General features: G+C 67.3%; 18 protein-coding genes. 7 read left to right on the forward strand and 11 right to left on the reverse strand.

Annotated features, from left to right (window positions below):
- Positions 1 to 328: 328 nt before the first annotated feature.
- The 4 genes from E1261_RS09420 to E1261_RS09435 all read right to left on the reverse strand — a co-directional run bounded on the left by E1261_RS09420 (position 329) and on the right by E1261_RS09435 (position 4,201).
- Positions 329 to 1,291, reverse strand: coding sequence for a CAP domain-containing protein (locus E1261_RS09420; RefSeq protein WP_132404874.1), 963 nt, complete (start codon positions 1,289 to 1,291; stop codon positions 329 to 331).
- A gap of 170 nt (positions 1,292 to 1,461) precedes the next feature.
- Positions 1,462 to 2,262, reverse strand: coding sequence for a CAP domain-containing protein (locus tag E1261_RS09425; protein ID WP_132404876.1), 801 nt, complete (start codon positions 2,260 to 2,262; stop codon positions 1,462 to 1,464).
- A 70-nt stretch (positions 2,263 to 2,332) separates the two neighbouring features.
- Complete coding sequence (locus tag E1261_RS09430; RefSeq protein ID WP_132404878.1) at positions 2,333 to 2,992, reverse strand: GNAT family N-acetyltransferase; 660 nt, start codon at positions 2,990 to 2,992, stop codon at positions 2,333 to 2,335.
- 78 nt (positions 2,993 to 3,070) lie between these two features.
- A complete protein-coding gene (locus E1261_RS09435; protein WP_132404880.1) occupies positions 3,071 to 4,201 on the reverse strand; it encodes a GNAT family N-acetyltransferase in 1,131 nt (376 codons plus the stop codon).
- Positions 4,202 to 4,280: 79 nt separating this feature from the next.
- Here E1261_RS09435 and E1261_RS09440 point away from each other — a divergent pair, with 79 nt between their 5' ends.
- On the forward strand, positions 4,281 to 5,093 hold the full coding sequence (locus E1261_RS09440) for a DeoR/GlpR family DNA-binding transcription regulator (protein WP_132404882.1): 813 nt from the start codon (positions 4,281 to 4,283) through the stop codon (positions 5,091 to 5,093).
- 191 nt (positions 5,094 to 5,284) lie between these two features.
- Here the strand turns inward: E1261_RS09440 and E1261_RS09445 are convergent, their stop codons facing one another.
- The 3 genes from E1261_RS09445 to galT all read right to left on the reverse strand — a co-directional run bounded on the left by E1261_RS09445 (position 5,285) and on the right by galT (position 8,369).
- Positions 5,285 to 6,082, reverse strand: a complete 798-nt coding sequence (locus E1261_RS09445) for a M23 family metallopeptidase (RefSeq protein WP_132404884.1) — start codon at positions 6,080 to 6,082, stop codon at positions 5,285 to 5,287.
- 113 nt (positions 6,083 to 6,195) lie between these two features.
- Entirely contained in the window at positions 6,196 to 7,323 is a 1,128-nt protein-coding gene (gene galK / locus E1261_RS09450; protein ID WP_132404886.1) for a galactokinase, read from the reverse strand.
- The gene (gene galT / locus E1261_RS09455; RefSeq protein WP_132404888.1) at positions 7,320 to 8,369 is read right to left on the reverse strand and encodes a galactose-1-phosphate uridylyltransferase; all 1,050 of its coding nucleotides are present in this window, start codon (positions 8,367 to 8,369) and stop codon (positions 7,320 to 7,322) included. The genes galK and galT overlap by 4 nt, the downstream gene beginning before the upstream one ends.
- A 167-nt stretch (positions 8,370 to 8,536) precedes the next feature.
- Here galT and E1261_RS09460 point away from each other — a divergent pair, with 167 nt between their 5' ends.
- Positions 8,537 to 9,865 carry a hemolysin family protein gene (locus E1261_RS09460; protein ID WP_132404889.1) on the forward strand — a complete coding sequence of 443 codons (1,329 nt, stop codon included), beginning with the start codon at positions 8,537 to 8,539 and terminating at the stop codon, positions 9,863 to 9,865.
- On the opposite strand, the gene E1261_RS09465 is transcribed toward E1261_RS09460, so the two are convergent.
- The 4 genes from E1261_RS09465 to E1261_RS09480 all read right to left on the reverse strand — a co-directional run bounded on the left by E1261_RS09465 (position 9,807) and on the right by E1261_RS09480 (position 13,515).
- A complete protein-coding gene (locus tag E1261_RS09465; RefSeq protein ID WP_132404891.1) occupies positions 9,807 to 11,069 on the reverse strand; it encodes an MFS transporter in 1,263 nt (420 codons plus the stop codon). The two genes, E1261_RS09460 and E1261_RS09465, sit on opposite strands and share 59 nt — an antisense overlap.
- Entirely contained in the window at positions 11,066 to 11,653 is a 588-nt protein-coding gene (locus E1261_RS09470) for an ArsR/SmtB family transcription factor (RefSeq protein ID WP_132404893.1), read from the reverse strand. The genes E1261_RS09465 and E1261_RS09470 overlap by 4 nt, the downstream gene beginning before the upstream one ends.
- Before the next feature lie 259 nt (positions 11,654 to 11,912).
- Positions 11,913 to 12,446 carry an alpha/beta fold hydrolase gene (locus tag E1261_RS09475; protein WP_132404895.1) on the reverse strand — a complete coding sequence of 178 codons (534 nt, stop codon included), beginning with the start codon at positions 12,444 to 12,446 and terminating at the stop codon, positions 11,913 to 11,915.
- Between the two features lie 79 nt (positions 12,447 to 12,525).
- Positions 12,526 to 13,515 carry an N-acetylglucosamine kinase gene (locus tag E1261_RS09480; RefSeq protein WP_238176091.1) on the reverse strand — a complete coding sequence of 330 codons (990 nt, stop codon included), beginning with the start codon at positions 13,513 to 13,515 and terminating at the stop codon, positions 12,526 to 12,528.
- Between the two features lie 255 nt (positions 13,516 to 13,770).
- Here E1261_RS09480 and E1261_RS09485 point away from each other — a divergent pair, with 255 nt between their 5' ends.
- From E1261_RS09485 to ngcE (E1261_RS09505), 5 genes are read left to right on the forward strand one after another with little or no spacing between them, the layout of a single operon-like run.
- On the forward strand, positions 13,771 to 14,559 hold the full coding sequence (locus E1261_RS09485) for a sugar isomerase domain-containing protein (RefSeq protein WP_132404899.1): 789 nt from the start codon (positions 13,771 to 13,773) through the stop codon (positions 14,557 to 14,559).
- Positions 14,560 to 14,582: 23 nt separating this feature from the next.
- The gene (gene ngcE, locus E1261_RS09490) at positions 14,583 to 16,001 is read left to right on the forward strand and encodes an N-acetylglucosamine/diacetylchitobiose ABC transporter substrate-binding protein (RefSeq protein ID WP_132404901.1); all 1,419 of its coding nucleotides are present in this window, start codon (positions 14,583 to 14,585) and stop codon (positions 15,999 to 16,001) included.
- Positions 15,998 to 17,002, forward strand: a complete 1,005-nt coding sequence (locus tag E1261_RS09495) for a carbohydrate ABC transporter permease (protein WP_238176092.1) — start codon at positions 15,998 to 16,000, stop codon at positions 17,000 to 17,002. The genes ngcE (E1261_RS09490) and E1261_RS09495 overlap by 4 nt, the downstream gene beginning before the upstream one ends.
- Positions 16,999 to 17,883 carry a carbohydrate ABC transporter permease gene (locus E1261_RS09500; protein WP_132404903.1) on the forward strand — a complete coding sequence of 295 codons (885 nt, stop codon included), beginning with the start codon at positions 16,999 to 17,001 and terminating at the stop codon, positions 17,881 to 17,883. The genes E1261_RS09495 and E1261_RS09500 overlap by 4 nt, the downstream gene beginning before the upstream one ends.
- A 9-nt stretch (positions 17,884 to 17,892) precedes the next feature.
- On the forward strand, positions 17,893 to 19,221 hold the full coding sequence (gene ngcE, locus E1261_RS09505) for an N-acetylglucosamine/diacetylchitobiose ABC transporter substrate-binding protein (protein ID WP_132404905.1): 1,329 nt from the start codon (positions 17,893 to 17,895) through the stop codon (positions 19,219 to 19,221).
- The last annotated feature ends 3 nt before the right edge of the window (positions 19,222 to 19,224 follow it).

Below are 19,224 nucleotides of genomic sequence, written 5' to 3' on the forward strand. Positions count from 1 at the left end.
TAGCGGGGTGGCTCGGGCGGGGGCGTGGGAGCCGGCTCCGGGGCGTTCGGCCGGGAGCCCCGGGCACGGGTCGCCTTCCTGCGTGGTTTCTGCCGGCCACTGCCGGAATCGGACGACATTATGTCGTTGTTCCCTTCACTGTCTCGCCCCCAAGACGTGCCTCATCTACCGTCGCGCCCGGCTTGGTGGAACGAGCCGGACGTTGCGACAAGGACGGATCTACCCGCCAGGACCGGCCGGAAATCGGCCGGACGTTGTGGCATTCGGACAACGTCCGCTCCACTGTCGGTGCCTTCGACACAATGACAACCCTGTACGACGGCCGCGGCTAACTGCGGCCGAAGTCCTGCACCCAGCTTCCGGGACCCCAGTCGGACTTCACGCGTCCGGGGTCGTAACCGACGCCGAGCAGGTTGAACTTGCAGTTCAGGATGTTCGCCCGGTGACCGTCGCTCTTCATCCAGGCCGCGACCACCTTCTGGGCGGTCGGATATCCGGCGGCGATGTTCTCGCCCCAGCTGCCACCGTCGTACCCGGCGGCGCGCATCCGGTCGCCCGGGTCCTGCCCCTCCGGGTTGGTGTGGTCCATGTAGTGCCGACGGACCATGTCCGACGCATGCCGACCGGCCGCTTCGACGAGAGCGCTGTTCAGCCGCAGCGGGCCGCAGCCGTTCTGCTGGCGGACCTGGTTGGTGAGCTCGAGCACCTCGCGCTCCTGCGCGTTCGTACCGCCGCCGTCGTTCGTGGGCGGCGGTTCGGGTGTGTTGCTCGGCGGCTTGCTGGTCTCGGTCTTCGTCGGGGTCGAGGTCGGCTTCGGCTTGCCTGGCGTGCCGGGCTTACCTTCGGTCGTCCGCGGCTTGCCCGGGGTGACGATGACCGTGGTCACGCCGGTGGTCGGCGCACTCGGTGTCGTCAACGGGCTCGAGGGCGAACCACTCGGGGGGACTGCCGGCGTACTCGGCGTCGAGGTCGTCGACGTGCCGTTCGCGCCGGAGCCGATCACGGCGGCGGTGACCTTGCCGTCGGCCAGTGTCTTGGTGACGGTCTTCAGCGGCTCGTTGTGTGCACCGTCGACGAGCGAACCGCCGGAGTCGTCCCGGGTGTCCTCGGAGACGTTCAGTACCTTCGTCGCGTCGCTCACGGTCGAGTTGTCCCGCGACATCAGATAGATCACCGGGCCGATGGCAACGAGCACCGACAACGCGCTGGCGATCGGGCCGACGAGGCCCCGCTTCTGCTTCTGGGCGCGTCGGGTACCGCGGTGCCGCCGGGGGGTTGGCGCATCCGTCATGGGTGGGCGAATCCTCTTCGTGTGCGTCGTTCCGAGTACTGCGTCGTTCCCGCGGTTCCTTCCAGGTCCCCCCTGGTCACCGAACAGCGACCTTAACCGATACGGCGGGTCACCGTTACAGTTCCGCGACCCGACTTAACCTTTCCTGAAGGTTTATCGACCCATTGCCCTCAGCCACCGAAGTCCTGGACCCAGGAGCCCTTGCCCCATTCGGGTTTCACCTGTCCGGAGTCGTAGCCGACACCGAGCATCGTGTAGCTGCAGTTGAGGATGTTGGCCCGGTGCCCAGGACTGTTCATCCAGCCCTTCACCACCGCCGCCGGGCTGGTGTAACCGACAGCGATGTTCTCGGCCATCGCACCGCCCGTGAACCCGGCCGCCTTCATCCGGGCGAACGGCGTACGACCGTCCTGGCTGTTGTGCGCGAAGTAGTGGTTGACCACCATGTCGGACGCGTGCGCCTCGGCCGCCTTGGTCAACGCGCTGTTCGTCCGCAGCGCCCCGCAGCCGGCCTTCTTCCGCTCGGCGTTGGTCAAGGTCAGCACCTGAGCTTCGGGACTGCCGGAAGCCGTCGTCGTGGTCGACGTCGTCGACTTCGAGGCCCTCGGTGTCGCGGTGTGGCTCGGCGCGGTCGTGGGCTTCCGCGTGCCTTCGCGGCTCGGCACCGTACTGGATCTGGCCGGCGTTGGCGTTGGCGTCGGTGACTTGGTGACGGCTTTGGTGGGCGGGACAGTCGCTGTACGGCGTGGTGTCGCCGACGGACTGATCGGCCGGATCGGGGTCGGGGTGGCCGAGGCATCGTCGGTCGATGTGGGGATCGCGGTCAGCGGTTGCTCCTGGCCGGTCGCCTTCTGACCGCCGACATCCCGCAGTACGAACCACCCGATCCCTGTGAGCACGACCAGCGCGGACAGGGAAGCGAGCAGCGGACCGGCCACACGCGAGCGCGGCGACCGTCGGGGGTTCGTCATGGTGAGCAGCCTTGCCCACCCGATTGTTGCCTGACGCCTTCGGCGACCGGCCTTTACAGATGTCTGATAATCAACAGCGTGCAGTAACGACGTCGGCGATGACCTTCCAGCCCAGACTGCGATAGAGCCGGAGACCGTCGATCGATGCGATCAGGATCCCGCGCTTGGCGCCCTGGGCTGCGGCGGTTTCGACCAGGGAGGCCATCACCGCGCTACCGAGTCCGCGCCGCCGATGTGCGGGGTCGGTCTCGATCCGGTCCGCCACCGCGTCCGGCCCGACGACCGCCATCCGGCCGCTCGACACGACCCCACCGTGCAACGTGGCACGGGTGATGATCAGGTCGTCCTCGAGCTCGGTGTGCAGTGCGTACCGCTCATGCAGCTTCAGGGCAGGCTGCTCCGACAACTGGATCGTCATCAGCCAGTCCTGGTCGCGCTGCACCTCCAGACCGAGGTCCTCGAGCTGCTCGATCCGGGCTTCTTTGTCGTCGGTGGCCAGGGTGATCCAGCCGGCCCCGCGGCCACCGGGCGCGGCCAGGGCCAGCTCGGCGGCGCGCTCGACCCGTTCGGGTTTGTCGTCCGCGTCGAGGACGACGTACTCCATCGCGCGGTTCTCCTCACCCGCGCGGACGGTCAATATCCCGTCCAGGTCGTCCTCAACCGTCGTCCAGCCCCTCGAGACGGACCACCCGGCCTGCCAGCGGCGGACGAGTTCCTCACGATCTCTCACCAGTCGATTCAACCAGCCGAATGCCGAGACGGCGAGGGGAACGGTGTCGCCGGAGACAAACTCGCCGTCTCGAGATGGTCACGGACGGGGATCACCGGCCAGCAGATCGAAGACGTAGTCGTCGTCCCAGCGACCTTCCCGGCCGGGGGCAGCGGCCCGTGTGACACCGACCCGGTGGAAGCCGTTGGCTTCGGCAACATGCGCCGAGGCGGTGTTGTCGACCGCGGCGAGCAGCACCAGCCGCCGGCGTCCGAGACCGCCCTGCTCGATCGGTGTGAAGGCGTGCTCGATCACCAGTCGCACCGCCTTCGTCATCACCGACTTGCCGCGGCCGGCGGGGTGCATCCAGTACCCGATCTCGCCGTGGCCTTTGTCCATCCGGTTGAGCATGGCAAAGACGCTGACGTTGCCGATCACCTCGTCGGTGCCGGCATCGACGATCACCCACGACACGCCTTCACCCGAGGCCCGGCTCTCCTGGCGGCTCGTGATGAAACCCTCTGCGTGGTGCAACTCGTACGGCGAAGGTAGCCCGGCCAGCCAGTACTGCGTCCGCTCGTCGCTGCAGGCCTCCATCACCCGCTGGGCGTCTGTCAGCCGCGGGGCGCGCAGCCGGATTCCATCACCTTCCAGCTCAGGCACCTGCCACCAGTTGCCCTGCGGCTCCAGCTCGTCATCCCGGCCGACGGTTGCCACCCATTCGTCGTACCGGACACCACGCGCGAGCCCACCACCCGGTACGACGACCAGTCCGCGGAACCCGGCCTTCCAGGCGACCCGGCGGGACGCCCAGTTGCCGACGAAGGCCCGCCAGATCACCCGCGACCAGCCGAGATCGTCGAACGCGTGCCGGATCGCGAGTTTCGCCGCGCGCGTCATCACACCCCGGCCGCGAACCCACGGACCGACCGAGAACCCGATCTCGCCGACCCCGCCCTCACCGCCGTGCAGGCTGACCGACCCGGAGAACCGGCCGTCCACCTCGATCGCCCAGTGCCGGGTCCCGTGTTCCTCGCGCCAGCCGTTCGGTACGAGGTTGGTGAGGAAGAAGGCCGCGTCGTCTTGTGTATACGGCACCGGGATCACGGTCCAGCGCTGCATCTCCGGGTCCTGGCAGAGCTCGTAGACATCCTCTGCGTCGGCCGGGGTGTGGGCCCGCAGGGTGATCAGGTCGTCGCGCAGTTCCGGCACGTCCTCGGGAAATCGCATGCTTCAGGGTGACAAGCCGGGTACGCCTCGGCAACGCCATTTCCCTGACAGCGCGCCGAACTCCGTTTAGTCTGGGCACGTGAATGCAGCCGGAGCGGAGCCGCCACGCGGCCGGGGTGGACAGCTGGCCGCGCAACGACAGGCCACAATCGTTGCCGAGGTCAACAGTCGCGGCGCGATCACGGTCGCCGAGCTGGTCGAGCGCTTCGGCGTGTCGGACATGACGATCCGGCGCGATCTGGACGCGCTGGACTCCAGCGGACTGCTGCACAAGGTGCACGGCGGTGCGACCTCGGTCGGCCTCCGCAGCGCCCACGAGCCCGGGTTCGACGCCAAGCTGACCCAGGAGTCCGCCGCCAAACAGGCGATCGCCGCCGAGGCCGCCGGACGCGTCCAGCCCGACAGTGCGATCGGCATCGGCGCCGGTACGACGACCTACGCGCTCGCCCGGCAGCTGCTCCGGGTGGAGAACTTGACGGTTGTCACGAACTCGGCCCGGATCGCGGACGTCTTCCACGGCAACTCCCGCTCCGACCGCACCGTCGTACTGATCGGCGGTATCCGCACCCCCTCCGACGCCCTGGTCGGCCCGATCGCAACCGCCGCCCTCGGTTCGCTGCACCTCGACCTGCTCTTCCTCGGCGCCCACGGCGTCGACGCCGAGCACGGCCTCAGCACCCCGAACCTGATGGAAGCCGAAACCAACCGCTCCTTCATCGCCGCCAGCCGCGAGGTCGTCGTAGTAGCCGACCACACCAAGTGGGGCACCGTAGGCCTCAGCACCTTCGCCACCTGGGCCGACCTCGACGTCATAGTCACCGACGCCGGCCTCACCCCAGCCGCCCGCAAAGCCATGCGCGACACCGGCTGCGAACTAGTCATCACCTCCTGACCCGCCCACCCGGCCTCCCGCGCGGCCATTTGAACGGATAACCCCGCAGGTTGTCCCTTCTCCCCTGAAAATTTGGGGGGAGAACCAGCACATTGAAGGGATATCCGTCCGTGTTGCTGCAGGTCCGTCCACCGGGAGCGGGCGGGCCCGCAGCGAGGGGAGGCTCACTGCGGGCTGGGCGCGGTGTTGGATTAGGAGTGCGCCTTCAGGGTGTATTGGGGGCCGAAGATCTTTTCGGCTTGTTTGGGGCCGATGTTGCCGTCGGCGGCGGGGGTGCCTGGTTTGCACTTGTCGATCTGGATCTGCCACTTGGTGGCTTCGTTCTTGGTGTCGATGTCGTAGTTGCCGCTGAGGGCGAGGGTCCGGCCGTGAACCAGTTTGATGCGGTTCAGGACGAATTGCAGGCGTTTCACGCTGTCGGACTGCTTGACGCCGAACTTGAGTTTGTCGAGGAACACGTCGCCGGCAGCGAGCGGGTTCCGGTCCGCCGGTTTGCCGGTGTAGACCTGGTCGGGCGGGAAGATGCAGATCTCGTTCCCCGCGGTGCCCTTCGGTGCTTTCTCGTTCGGGCCGATGTTGATCAGGTAGTCGTAGCGGCCGGCAGCCGTTCGATGTCCCCACATCGCTGCCAGGTGCAGGTGCGGGCCGCTGGCATTGCCCGAGCGGCCCGACTTGCCGAGCGGATCGCCGGCCTTGACCTGCTCGCCTTTCTTCACCAGCAGACCCGGCGACAGGTGCTGGTACAGCACGCTGGCCTTCTTGCTGCCGTGCCTGATGCCCAGCAGCACCCAGTTCGAAGGCGCGCCCTGGACGCCCGGTTGCGATTTGTTCGGCACGCCGTCGTTGCAGGCAAGGACGATGCCGTCCTGGACCGCGAAGACCGTCGTACCGTTCGCCACCGGATAGTCGAAGGCGGCGTGCTTCCCGCCTTGTGAATAACGCCAGCCGGTTCCTACCTTGAGTTTTCCGGCAGGCAAAGGCAGCGCCATTGCCCTCACCCCACTTCCCCCAATTTGTGCTTCCCCTTAAGGGGAAAGTACGCCCGGAGTCGAGGGCTGCCCAGGCCTCAGAGCACATTCTGCACAATGAGGCAAGAGGTCAATCAGTTGATTCGTGACGCACCGTTCGACGGCGTTGCAGCGAGTGCACTGGGGGGAGTGAAACCCTTCTCCGCAAAGGCTTTCTCGATGGCAGCCAGTACGGCGTCGGCGTCGTCGGTGGCGGTCAGCGCGATGATGCAACCGCCGAAACCACCACCGGTCATCCGGGCCCCGAGCGCACCTGCGGCGAGCGCGGTGTCGACCGCGACGTCGAGCTCCGGAACGGTGATCTCGAAGTCGTCGCGCAGTGACGCATGCGATGCGGTGAACAGCGGCCCGACATCTCGCAGCCGGCCGGCCTTCATCAGCGCGATCGCGTCCTCGGTCCGCTTGATCTCGGTGACCACGTGCCGCACCCGGCGGCGATCCACCTCGTCGTCGAGGCGTGCCAGCGCATCGTCCAACGAGTCAAAGGCAACAGAACGCAACGCCGGTACGCCGAGTTGTGCCGCCGCGTTCTCGCAACTCTTCCGGCGTGCGGCGTACTCACCATCGGCGTGCCGGTGCGGTGCCTTCACATCGACCACGAGCAGCGTGAGACCGTCAGCCGAAGGGTCGAACGGGATCTGATCCAGCGAACCCGAGCGGATGTCGAAGGCCAGCGCGTGCCCGGCCGTGCAGCACATCGACGCGGTCTGATCCATCAGCCCGACCGGCGCACCGACGTACTGGTTCTCCGCGCGCTGCGCGAGCCGCGCGACCTCGGCCGGCTCGACCTCGATGTCGGACAGACCCAGCAAAGCAACAAACGTGGCGCACAACAGTGCCGCCGACGACGACAGACCCGCGCCGGTCGGGACGTCGGAATCGAAGAGCAGGTTCGCGCCACCGATCGGGTAGCCCGACTCGCGCAGGATCCAGGCCGCGCCGGCCGGGTACGCCGCCCAGTCGTCGACCGAGTGCGGTGCCAGTTCGTCGATCGCGAACTCGATGACCGAGTCGTGCCCGACGGACGACACCGCGATCCGGCCGTCGGTTCGCGGCGAAGCATGTACGACGACCTCAACCGGCAGGGCGATCGGCAGTACGACGCCGTCGTTGTAGTCGGTGTGCTCGCCGATCAGGTTGACCCGTCCGGGAGCACGCCAGGAGCCGGTGGCCGCCGTACCGAAGACTTCCTGAAAGCTCACGAGCCGTCCACCTTCCGCAGAGTCTCGGCCACGTCCTCCGGGCGGGTGTCGCTGATGAACGCGCCCACCCCGGACTCCGAGCCGGCCAGGTACTTGATCTTGTCGGCTGCCCGCCGGATGGACAGCACCTCGAGGTGAAGGTAGCCGAGCTCGCGGTCGATCCGGACCGGGGCCTGGTGCCAGGCGGCGATGTAGGGCAGCGGATCGCCGTACAGGCTGTCGAAGCGGTTCAGGACGTCGAGGTAGAGCTGGGCGAAGTCGTCGCGCTCACCGATCGAGAGGTCGTCGATCCCGGCCACCTGGCGGTGCGGGTACAGGTGCACCTCGACCGGCCAGCGCGCGGCCTCGGGGACGAACGCCGTCCAGTTGCCGTTCTCGGCGACGACCCGGGTGCCTTCCTTGCGCTCGGCAGCCAGTACGTCGGCAAACAGGTTGCTGCCGGCAACTTCCTGGTGCTCGCGGGCGCGCGCCATCAGCGTCCGGATCCGCGGCGGGAGGAACGGATAGCCGTAGATCTGGCCGTGCGGGTGGCTGAGCGTGACGCCGATCTCGCGGCCGCGGTTCTCGAACGGGAAGACGTACTCGATGTCGTCGCGGGCGCTGAGGTCGGCGTTCCGGTCGGCCCAGGCGTCCACGACCATCCGCGCCTGGCCCTGGGAGAGCTGGGTGAAGGAGCTGTTGTGGTCGCTGGTGAAGCAGAGCACCTCGGTCCGGCCGGGACCGGCGAACGAGGGGAACCGGTTCTCGAACACGGCCACGTTGTAGTCGTGGTCCGGGATCTCGGTCGGGTTGCCCGGCTTGCTGGCGCAGAGCGGGCACTGGTCGGCCGGCGGCAGGTAGGTCCGGGTGTTGCGGTGCGTCGCGTAGGTGATCACGTCACCGGTCAGCGGGTCGGTCCGCAGATCGACCTGGGGCTGCGGAGCGGGCAGGCCACGGGTGTCCTCGAGCGGAACCCGGGCCGGCAGGTCGGCCGGGTCGTAGTAGATCAGCTCTCGGCCGTCGGACAGGTGGGTGTCCGTCCGGCGCACACCGCGCGGTGTCTTCATCGTGTGACCTTCCCGGCCGCAGCACACGGACGGCCAGGAATCATCGTAAACCAACAAACTCGAACATGCATCGTGGAGCCTCCCGCCGGTACGCTGAGGAGATGGACGAAGACGCCCAACGCCCGCCCTCTCGACATACGACGAGAGGGCTTTAGGACCTCCCTGCCATGAACGAAACAGTTCTCAATATCGTCCTGATCCTGGTTTTCGTGCTGATCGGCGGGGTGTTCGCCGCCGCCGAGATGGCGCTCGTCTCCCTGCGCGAGTCGCAGGTGAAGGCCCTCGCCCACCGCGGTAAGCGGGGCGAGACGGTGGCCCGGGTGGCCGCCAACCCGAACCGGTTCCTCTCCGCCGTGCAGATCGGCGTGACCCTGATGGGCTTCCTGTCCGCCGCCTTCGGTGGCGCGACACTGGCCGACGCCCTCGCCCCGCACCTGCAGGACCTCGGCCTGCCCGAGGGCGTGGCCGCGACGGTCGCGCTGGTCCTGATCACGGTGCTGATCTCCTACGTCTCGATCGTGATCGGGGAGCTCGCGGCCAAGCGGCTCGCGCTGCAGCGGGCCGAGACGTTCGCGCTCGGCCTGGCCCCGCTGGTGGACCGGATCGCCTCCGGCGCCCGCCCGGTGATCTGGCTGCTCTCGAAGTCCACCGACCTCGTGGTCCGCGCCCTCGGCGGTGACCCGAACGCGAACCGCGAGGTGATGTCCGACGAGGAGCTGCGCGATGTGATCTCCGCGCACGAGTCGCTCGGTGAGGAGGAGCGGCGGATCGTCGACGACGTGTTCGAGGCCGGCAGCCGGCAGTTGCGCGAGCTGATGCTGCCCCGGACCGAGGTCGACTTCGTGGACGCGGAGATGCCGGCGTACAAGGCGGTCAAGTTCGCCTCCGACCGGCCGCACTCGCGCTACCCGGTGATGAACGGATCGGCCGACGACATCGTCGGCTTCGTGCATGTGCGGGACCTCTTCGATCCCGCGGTGGCGTCGCGCTCGGTGCGGGTCGGCGATCTGGCCCGCGAGGTGCTGATGCTGCCGGACACCGCCAAGCTGCTGCCGACGCTGACCGAGATGCGCCGCCGCAGCACTCACCTTGCGATCGTCCTCGACGAGTACGGCGGTACGGCGGGGATCGTCACGCTCGAGGACCTCGTCGAGGAGCTGATCGGCGATATCAAGGACGAGTACGACGAGGAGTCCACCGAGACCACGCGGTTCCGCAGCGGGGACATGGAGGTCGACGGTCTACTGAACCTGGACGACTTCGCCGACGAGACCGGTCTCGAGCTGCCCGACGGCCCGTACGAGACGGTCGGTGGGTTCCTCGCCGCCCAGCTCGGCAAGGTGCCCGCGGTCGGTGAGGAGGCCCAGGTCGACCATCACACGCTGACCGTCACCGAGATGGACGGCCGCCGGGTCGCCCGGGTCCGCGTGCACCGGGTCAGGCCGGCAGGGGAGCAGCCGGTTCCGGACGAGGCTCCAGCACCCGTCGGCGACTGAGGATCACGACGCCACCTACGACGTACCCGAGACCCTGGAAGACCAGGAGCGGGATGATGCCGACGACCTCGCCGAGTAGGCCGGCGGCGGCGATACCGAGCAGGACGGTGACGCCTTCGGCGGCCATGATGGCGCCGAAGATACGGCCGCGGGTGCCGTCGGTGGTCAGGCATTGCAGGGTGGTCATCATGCCGGCGACTGCGAAGGCGCCGGGCAGGCCGACGGCGATCATGCAGACGAAGGCCGGGATCAGGCTGTCGGAGAAGAGCGGATAGCAGAACAGGGTGAGGTCGATCAGGCCGAACGCCAGTGCGCCCACTCCCCACATGGTTGCCGCGGGCAACCGTGAGCCGACGGCCGCGGCGACCAGGCCGCCGACGATCCCGCCGATCGCCTGTGACGACACGATCAGGCCGTAGGCCTTGCCGTCACCGCCGAGTTCGGTGGAGACGAACGGCGCGAACAGGGTGCTCATCACCCCTTCGCCGAGCCCGGTCACCAGGCAGCACACGAACAGCAGCCGCATCCCCGAGCCGCTGACGCACAGCTTCAAGCCCTCGGTCCACTCCGCCTTCAGCCGTCGAATCGCGCCACCGGCGGCCTCGGTGATCGCGCGGATCCGCTCGGTCCGATGCCGTACGGCGGAGAGTAGGGCGACTGCGAGCAGGAACGTGGCCGCGTCGACAATCGCCAGCAGGGTCAGGCCGCCGGCCGCAGTCAGGACGCCACCGATCGCGGCGCCGATCAGCCGGGAGAGGTCGCGGATCTGGCTGTTCAACGCGTTCGCCGTGACGAGTTGTTTCGAGTCCACGAGAACCGGGATCAACGACTGCTCGGCCGGCTGGAAGAACTGCTGCAAACACGCTTGGGCGAGGACGACGCCGTACACGATCCAGATGGTGCCGGTGCCGCGAACTGCGAGCAGGGGAAGGAGAACGGCCGCGTTCAGGAGGTTCGCCACGTTCATCGTCTTGCGCTGATCCCAGCGGTCGACGAAGACCCCGGCGAGCGATCCGAGCAGGACAGTCGGGGCGAACGAGGCCAGCAGGAGACCACCGGAGGCCAGTGTCGATCCGGTCATCACGTAGATCTGGAAGGCGAGGCCGGTGCGGAGCAGCCAGTCGCCGGTGAGAGAGATCAGGCCGGCGCTGAGCACCAACCGGTAGTCGCGCTGCCGGGCCAGGACGCCCCACAGGTCCTTCATGCCGGCTCCTCGGGGTGCACGGTGACGATCTGGGTGATGGAGACGTATCGGCTGCCGACCGGGCGGGTCGACTCGTCGTCGATCGGGCGCTCCTCGACGTACCGCCCGATGAGGCTCTCGACCTGCTGGACAAGCTCGGCCAGTTCGGCGCCGGTCAGGTAGATCCCGGTGCGGCCGATCCCGGCGTGATCGCGCCAGATCGGCTCCTCGTCCTGACGTTGCTGCTGCCACTCAGCCAGTGACTCCAAGGCCCGCTCAGCGAGCAACTGCTCCAGTACGTCGGCCGCCGCCGCGCCCTCGGGGGTTCGGGCCGCATCCCGCCACGACTGCGACGTCGACACCAACCGCCACGGCCGCTCCCGGTTGTCCTTCCCCGGTGCCGGCTCGACGAAGTCGTACTTCGCCAACTGCCTCAAGTGATGCGAAGCCAGCGCCTGACTGATCCCCAGCCGCCGCGCCGCATCAGCCGCCGTCATCGGCCCTTCCCGCCCCAGCAGGTTCTGCAGATCCAGCCGCACCGGATGCGCCATCGCCCGGATCGCCAACGGATCATCCAGCAACCGGGTCCGCTTCTCCAAAGACATGCTTGGAATATCCGCCGTACCGATCCCAATGTCAAGCCATTGCTTGGATTCCACCTCGAGCACCGCCCAACCGTCGTACGAGCGGGCAAGTGGTTGATGGGTGCTCAAGGTGCTGCCTGCCCGCGACCTTGAGCACGGTTCGGTCGCCCGTGCGTGCGGATCGTGGTTGGTGGGTGCTCAAGGTGGTGCTGGTACGACGTTGGGCGCGGTTCAGTCGTCGTGCGGGCCGAGGAGTGGTTGAGGGGTGCTCAAGGTGGGGTTAGCCGGTGTGGTCTCGGATCCACTCGAGGGCGGGCTCGGCGCGGGTGAGGATCGAGGTGTGGTCGAGCGCGGGGTGTAGGTCGAGGGTGGGTAGCGAGAGGCGGGTGGCTAGCCAGTGGCTGTTGGTGGGTGGGGAGACGCGGTCGGCCAGGCCGTGGGTGAGGAGGACCGGGGCGTCGATCGCGGTGAGGATGAACTCGGCGGGGAGGGTGCTGGCGAAGGTGACTACGGCCTCGACGCGGTCGCCGACGAGGGCGGCAGTGCGGAGGGCTAGGGCGCCACCTTCGGCGTGGCCCATCAGGGCGAAGCCGTCGACACCGGCCGCGTCGACGACCGCGGCGAGATCGGCGGCGGTGGTGGTGGACAAGAGGTCGCAGGAGATCCAGCGGATCCCGAGCCACTCGCCGGCCTCGTACAGCCCGTCGATCGGGACACCCAGCGTCACGACGGCGAGCCGGCCGTCGTCACAGGGCGCGCTGTCGTACACGTGCAGCGCGCGCCCGTTCGTCAGCCGCAGGTCGGTCTCGAACATGTCACTCACACTAAGAAGAGGAATCCGCCCAGGTGAGCGATACATCCGAAGCCGACCCTTTCGGCCGGACAGTTCGTCCCTAACTGACCAAGCGGGTGTGGTTCGCCTCGTTCGCGAGGGCGGGGTCGAGGACGCCGAGGGCGAGCCAGGTGGCGCCGCTGACACCGTCACGGGCAGTGAGGATCTCTCCGGAAAACTGCTCGTGAAAGGTCTCCCGGAGGAGGCGACCGACCGGAGATTGTTCACCGGCGACACTGCCCGCGAGGATCAACGGGGTCGTGTCCTTCGTTGTCCTGATCCGGCCGACCGTCTCAATGAGCAGGTCGGCTGCGCGTTTCACCAAGGCGTGGGCGGTCTTGTCGCCTTGCTCGTACGTCGAGACCACCGTGCGGGCCAACTCGGCCATCAGCACGGGTGGACGGTTGTTCACCACCCGAATCACGTCGTTACGCACGATTTCGTACCCGTCACGCTGCGCAAAAATCGCCGAATCGTGGCCCGGCAGCAATTCCTGCAGGACTGATTCGCCGAGCAGGCCGAGCGGCTCCTCCAGATCGAAGGCGAGCAGCACACTGCGGACGGCTTCGCGGCCGAGCCAGAAGCCGGATCCCTCGTCGCCGAGCAGCCAGCCGTGCCCGCCCGCAGTCCGGACCAGTCGGTGGTCCTGGACCAGCCCGGCATTGCTTCCGGTGCCCGAAATCAGCACGTGTCCGTCCGGTTCCGGCGTACCGGAGGCGAAAGCGACCTCCAGATCACCGATGAACTGGGCCTCGGTGGCCAGCCCGGCACCGGACCAGGCCGCGTCGAACTGCGCCTTCACCTCCGGTACGGCGAGGGCCGAGCCGCCCGCCGCCCCGATCACGGCGGCCTCGACGCGGGCCGGATCGAGGCCGGTCAGCGCGGTGTGAAGAGCCTGTCCGAAGTTGGCCGCGGCCGTCGTCGGGTGGCTGGTGGGGTTTCCGCCGGCAGCGGCCCCTCGGCCGACTACGTTGCCCTCAGAGTCGGCGATCACGATCCGGGTCGAGGTGCCACCGAGGTCACCACCCAGGACCAGTGTCGAGGCTGGCATCAAGACCACTGAGTCCGCAGGTTCCGGCAGCGGGCGTTCTACCGACATACGCAATGCTCCAAACTGCTCGAAAGAGGCCTTAATGAACATTCATGGACAAGGTCACACAACGGTCCCGATCTGGGGGACGTAGCGGGATGAGCCTTGACTTTAGCTGCCACTTGAGAAAAGTTCTGTCCAGCAAAGCGCAAACTTGCGCACTTGTCGGCATCGAGAGTGTCGCGATGAACAGATTGTTGAGGGGTGGGGCCGAGTATGGCCAGCAGTGACCAGGGCGGACCGGGGGAGAACACCGCAGTGAGCGCGCAGAGTTTTGTTCACGCGCTGACGCCGATCCTCGCCGCCGTGACCGAGCAGATCGACGGCCCGATCCAGCAGGCGGCCGAACTGTTCGTCACCTCGCTGCGCGCGAACGGCGTCATCCAGGCCTTCGGCTCCGGTCACTCCGAGGCGCTCGCGATGGAGATCGCCGGCCGCGCCGGCGGACTGATCGCCACCAACCGGATCGCGCTGCGGGACCTCGTCCTGCTCGGCGGCGAGCCGGCCGAGCTGCTGCGCAGCGCCGAGCTGGAGCGCGACCCGTCGTACAGCCGCAAGCTCTACGAACTCTCGGCGGCCCGTGAGGGCGACCTCTTCGTCATCGCGTCGAACTCCGGGGTGAACGGCTCGATCGTCGAGCTCGCCAGCGTGGTCAAGGAACAAGGCCACCCGCTGATCGCGATCACCTCGTTGCAGCACACCGCCGGGGTGGATTCGCGCCACCCGTCCGGTAAGAAACTCATCGATTTCGCGGATGTCGTCCTCGACAACCATGCGCCGTACGGCGACTCCGTGCTGGACCTGCCCGGGGGTGGCAAGGTCTGTGCCGTGTCGTCCATCACGGCTGCGCTGATCGCGCAAATGCTGGTCGCAGAAGTTCTGCGCCGGCTCACCGAGGCAGGCGAGACCGCTCCGGTCTACCTGTCGGCCAACATCCCGGGCGGCGACGAGCACAACAGCGCCCTCGAAGCACAGTACGCCGGCCGGATCCGGCGTACTGCCTGAAACACTCTCGGAAGGCGGGACCCATGACCACTCCCAACCCCCTGTCGCGGCGGCTGTTCCTGCAGCGCGCGGCGGTCGGCACGCTGCTGGCCACCGGCGGCAGCACGCTGCTGGCGGCCTGCGCCGGCAGTGGCAGCAACGACAACGGTTCCAACACCGGTGGCGGCACGAAGTCCGCGGACAACCCGTTCGGTATGGCGGACAAGGCCACCGTCGAGGCCATCATCTTCAACGGTGGCTACGGGTACGACTACGTGACGTTCGCGGCGGACATCGCGCAGAAGAAGCACGCGGGCTCGACCTTCAAGGTTTCGCCGTCCACCCAGATCGCCCAGCAGCTGCAGCCGCGTTTCGTCGGTGGCAACCCGCCGGACCTGATCGACAACTCCGGCGCGAACCAGATCGGCTTCAACACGATCCTGGACCAGCTCGCACCGCTGGACGACGTCTTCGAAGCCAACAACTACGAGGGCACGAAGATCGCCGACACGCTGTACCCGGGCGCCAAGATCCCGGGCACGTTCGACGGCAAGTTCATCGCGATGAACTACGTGCTCACGCTGTACGGCCTGTGGTACTCCGACAGCCTGTTCAAGGAGAACGGCTGGGAGCCGCCGAAGACCTACGACGCGCTGCTCGACCTCGGCGCCAAGGCCAAGGCCAAGGGCAAGTACCTGTTCGTCTGGGGCAAGGAAGCCGCCACCTACTACCACACGATGGCCGTCGACGGCGCCATCAAGGAGGGTGGCGACGAGGTCCGGCTGGGGCTGGAGAACCTCAAGGAGAACGTCTGGTCGATGCCGCAGTTCCAGGGCATCTTCAAGGCCCTCGAGACCATGGTCAAGAACGGGTACTTCGTCCCCGGTGGCGCCGGCACCCAGTTCACCGCCGCGCAGGCGAAGTGGAGCAACGACCAGCAGGCCATCCTCTACCCCTCGGGTTCGTGGATCGAGAACGAGATGAAGAAGGCCACCAAGGCCGGCTTCAACATGAAGGGCATCCCGGAGCCGACGCTCACCGACGCCCCGAAGCTGCCGTACGAGTCGCTGCGGAGCGCGGCCGGTGAGCCGTTCATCGTCCCGGCCAAGGGCAAGAACCTTGCCGGCGGCAAGGAACTGCTGCGGGCGATGCTGTCCAAGGAGGCGGCGACCAACTTCGCCAAGACCCGGCTGGCGCCGACGATCGTCAAGGGCCTGGTGCCCGCGGACGGCTTCGGTTCGACCGCACTGCAGTCGCAGAGCGCGATGCTGGATGCCGCCGGCACCAACATCTTCGACTACCAGGTGTTCGGCCTGTACGGCATGAACACCGACCAGCTCGTCGTCTGGAACTCGTTCCTGTCCGGTCAGATCGACGCGGCGGGCCTGACCAAGGGCCTGCAGCAGATCACGGACAAGGTGCGCAACGACAGCTCCGTCAAGAAGATCCCGGTCACCAAGTGACCGTGACGCACGAGGCCGTGCCGGGAGGCGGACCCAAGCGGTCCGTCCCCCGGCGTCGCCGGCCGTTGACCTTCGACCGGGTCAGCTTCATGGTCGTGTTCCTCGGCCTGCCGCTGGCGGTGTTCGTGATCTTCGTGGTCTCGCCGTTCGCGCAGGCACTGTGGTACTCGATGACCGACTGGTCCGGCTTCAGCTCGGGGATGAACTTCGTCGGCTTCGACAACTACGTGAAGCTGTTCCACGACGACATCTTCCTCAAGGCCGTCCGCAACAACGTGCTGCTGGCGATCGTGGTCCCGATCGTCACGATCGTGCTGTCGCTGACCCTGGCGACCCTGGTCACGATCGGTGGCTCCGGGACCGGCACCATCCGCGGGCTGCGCAATGCGGGCTTCTACCGGATCATCTCGTTCTTCCCGTACGTCATTCCCGCGATCGTGATCGGCCTGATCTGGGCGCAGGTGTTCACCCCGAGCTCGGGGATCCTGGACGCGGCGCTGTCGAAGATCGGGCTGGAGCAGTTCAAGGACTACGCGTGGCTCGGGGAAGCCAAGACCGCGATGCCGGCCTCGATGTTCGTGATGATCTGGGGCGCCGTCGGCTTCTACATGGTGCTGTTCATCGCCGCCATCCGGGGGATCGACCCCGAGGTGTTCGAGGCGGCCCGGATCGACGGTGCGGGCCGGTTCCGGACCGCGATCTCGCTGACCGTGCCGCTGATTCGTGACAACGTGCAGACGGCCTACATCTATCTCGGGATCGCCGCCCTCGACGCCTTCGTCTACATGCAGGCGCTGAACCCCGGCGGTGGGCCGCAGAACTCGACCCTGGTCATGCCGCAGCAGTTGTTCACCACGGCCTTCAGCAAGGGACAGTTCGGTTACTCGACGGCGATGGGTGTGGTCCTGGCCGCGGTGACGATGCTGTTCGCGCTCGTGGTCTTCACGGTGAACGCACTGACCGGCGGACGTGACCAGCGGAAAGCGAAGGTAGGCCGATGACGACAACCACCGCCGAGCGGCCCGGCCTCGTGGCCCGGGTCCCGCAAGGGGCCAAGGAAGGTCGTGGGGTGGCGGCGACCGCCCACTTCGCGCTGATCCTGTGGTCGCTGCTGGTGATCCTGCCGTTGCTCTGGACCGTGCTGTCGTCGTTCAAGTCGACGCAGGAGGTCCTGGGCAACCCGCTGGCGCTGCCGGGCAAGCTGCACTTCGAGAACTACGTCAACGCCTGGACGACGGCCGGGATCGGCCGCTACTTCGTCAACACGGTGGTCGTCGTCGGTACCGCGCTGGTGCTGGTGATGGTCCTGGGTGCCATGTGCGCCTACGTGCTGGCCAGGTTCACCTTCCCCGGCAACCGGCTGATCTACTACTCGATGCTGGCCGGTCTGACCTTCCCGGTCTTCCTGGCGATCGTTCCGCTGTTCTTCGTGCTGAAGAACCTCTCGCTGCTGAACACGCTGCCAGGGTTGATCGTCACGTACGTCGCGTTCGCGCTGCCGTTCACCGTCTTCTTCCTGCACAGCTTCTTCAAGCAGCTACCGGGCGAGATCTACGAGGCGGCGCAGATCGACGGCGCCGGTGAGTGGCGGACGTTCTTCTCGGTGATGCTGCCGATGGCCCGTCCGGGGATGGCCTCGGTCGCCATCTTCAACTTCCTCGGGTTGTGGAACCAGTTCCTGCTTCCGGTCGCGCTGAACACCGACTCGAACAACTACGTGTTGTCGCAGGGGATGGCGTCGTTCGCATCCCAAGCCGGGTACGCGGTGGACTTCGGCGCGCTGTTCGCGGCCGTGGTGATCACGGTGGCGCCGGTGCTGGTGGTTTACATCATCTTCCAGCGTCAATTGCAGGTATCGGTCACCCAGGGCGGCGTGAAGTAGCCTGCCTGGATGCTGAAACGGCGGACAGTTCTCCAAGGAGCGCTCGCCGGCGCCGTACTGAGCGGATGCTCGACGGATACGCCGGTGAGCGTTCCTACTGTTGATCCGGGATCGTTGCCCCTCGACGTGGTGGCAGGAGCCGAGTACGGCGGGTTCGCGGCGGCGGCGTACCGGAAGAAGTATCCGAGTGCGTCGGTCACGTCGGTGGTGGATCCGTTGTTGCGGGACAAGGTGCTGACGCGGTTCCAGGCCGGTGGCCCGCCGGACGTCGTACTGAATGCCGGTGCCAAGCCGCTGGAGTTGCCGCGGCTGGTGGCGCAGGGGCAGCTCGCGGATCTGCGGGGTGTGCTGGATGCGCCGGCCTGGGACAACGATAAGGCGAAGGTCTCGGACGGGATCCTGCCGGGGATGCTGGAGTCCGGGCAGTACGACGGGACGCAGCGGACCATCAACTATGTCGCGACCGTGTACGGGCTCTGGTATTCGGCCGCATTGTTCCAGCGGCATGGGTGGGACGTGCCCCGGACCTGGCCGCAGTTGCTTGCCCTGGGCACCGAAATGAAGGGTGCCGGGCTCGGGGCGTTCGTGTACCCGGGCAACCATCCGTACTACGTGCTGGAGCTGGTGCTCACGCTGGCCGCGAAGGCCGGCGGGCATGACGTGGTGAAGCGGATCGACAACCTGGAGGACGGCGCCTGGCGCGACTCCGCCATGATCCGGGCGATCTCCGCTGTCGGTGAGCTGGTGAAGCGCGGGCTGCTCGCGCCGGGCAGTGCGAAGTACGACCACATCGCGGCCCAGAAACGGTTCCTGGCAAACAAAGCCGGGATGCTGCCGTGCGGGAACTGGCTCGAGAACGAGATGAGGGCATCGATCCCGGCCAACTTCGCGCTGACCATGTTCGCCGTACCGCCGCTGGACGGCTCAACCGCCTTGCCGCGTGGACTCCACGTCGCCGCGACCGCGCCGTACCTGGTGGCCGAGAAGGCGAAGAACAAGGCCGGTGGGCTGGAGTTCCTGCGGGCCGCGCTGTCGCGGGATGTCGCCGCGCAGGTGACCACGGAGGCCAACCAGCTCACGATCGTTCGTGGTGCGGCCGACGGGCTGGAGATCGGTACGGCGTTGCGCTCCGCCCGTGATCTGCTCGGTGCGGCCGGGGATCAGGCGATCACGTGGTACTTCGACAGCTGGTACCCGGCGTTCGCCACGGCCGCGGCCCAGGCGACCGGCGAGTTCCTGGCCGGCGGCGTACCGGTGTCCGACTGGAGCGGGAAGATCCAGCTGGCGGCCGACGAGTTGAAGAAGGACAAGGCAGTCACCAAGTATCACCGAGCGTGAATA

The sequence above is a fragment of the Kribbella albertanoniae genome, from assembly GCF_004348455.1.
Lineage (GTDB): Bacteria > Actinomycetota > Actinomycetes > Propionibacteriales > Kribbellaceae > Kribbella > Kribbella albertanoniae.

Bases quoted from the DNA above. Each gene is read 5' to 3' on its own strand.
- E1261_RS09485 (WP_132404899.1), top strand. From the start codon at position 13,771: ATGGCCAGCAGTGACCAGGGCGGACCGGGGGAGAACACCGCAGTGAGC.
- E1261_RS09500 (WP_132404903.1), top strand. From the start codon at position 16,999: ATGACGACAACCACCGCCGAGCGGCCCGGCCTCGTGGCCCGGGTCCCG.
- E1261_RS09435 (WP_132404880.1), bottom strand. From the start codon at position 4,201: ATGCGATTTCCCGAGGACGTGCCGGAACTGCGCGACGACCTGATCACC.
- E1261_RS09425 (WP_132404876.1), bottom strand. From the start codon at position 2,262: ATGACGAACCCCCGACGGTCGCCGCGCTCGCGTGTGGCCGGTCCGCTG.
- E1261_RS09445 (WP_132404884.1), bottom strand. From the start codon at position 6,082: ATGGCGCTGCCTTTGCCTGCCGGAAAACTCAAGGTAGGAACCGGCTGG.
- E1261_RS09465 (WP_132404891.1), bottom strand. From the start codon at position 11,069: ATGAAGGACCTGTGGGGCGTCCTGGCCCGGCAGCGCGACTACCGGTTG.
- E1261_RS09475 (WP_132404895.1), bottom strand. From the start codon at position 12,446: ATGTTCGAGACCGACCTGCGGCTGACGAACGGGCGCGCGCTGCACGTG.
- ngcE (WP_132404901.1), top strand. From the start codon at position 14,583: ATGACCACTCCCAACCCCCTGTCGCGGCGGCTGTTCCTGCAGCGCGCG.
- E1261_RS09480 (WP_238176091.1), bottom strand. From the start codon at position 13,515: ATGCCAGCCTCGACACTGGTCCTGGGTGGTGACCTCGGTGGCACCTCG.
- E1261_RS09470 (WP_132404893.1), bottom strand. From the start codon at position 11,653: ATGTCTTTGGAGAAGCGGACCCGGTTGCTGGATGATCCGTTGGCGATC.
- E1261_RS09460 (WP_132404889.1), top strand. From the start codon at position 8,537: ATGAACGAAACAGTTCTCAATATCGTCCTGATCCTGGTTTTCGTGCTG.
- galT (WP_132404888.1), bottom strand. From the start codon at position 8,369: ATGAAGACACCGCGCGGTGTGCGCCGGACGGACACCCACCTGTCCGAC.
- ngcE (WP_132404905.1), top strand. From the start codon at position 17,893: ATGCTGAAACGGCGGACAGTTCTCCAAGGAGCGCTCGCCGGCGCCGTA.
- E1261_RS09420 (WP_132404874.1), bottom strand. From the start codon at position 1,291: ATGACGGATGCGCCAACCCCCCGGCGGCACCGCGGTACCCGACGCGCC.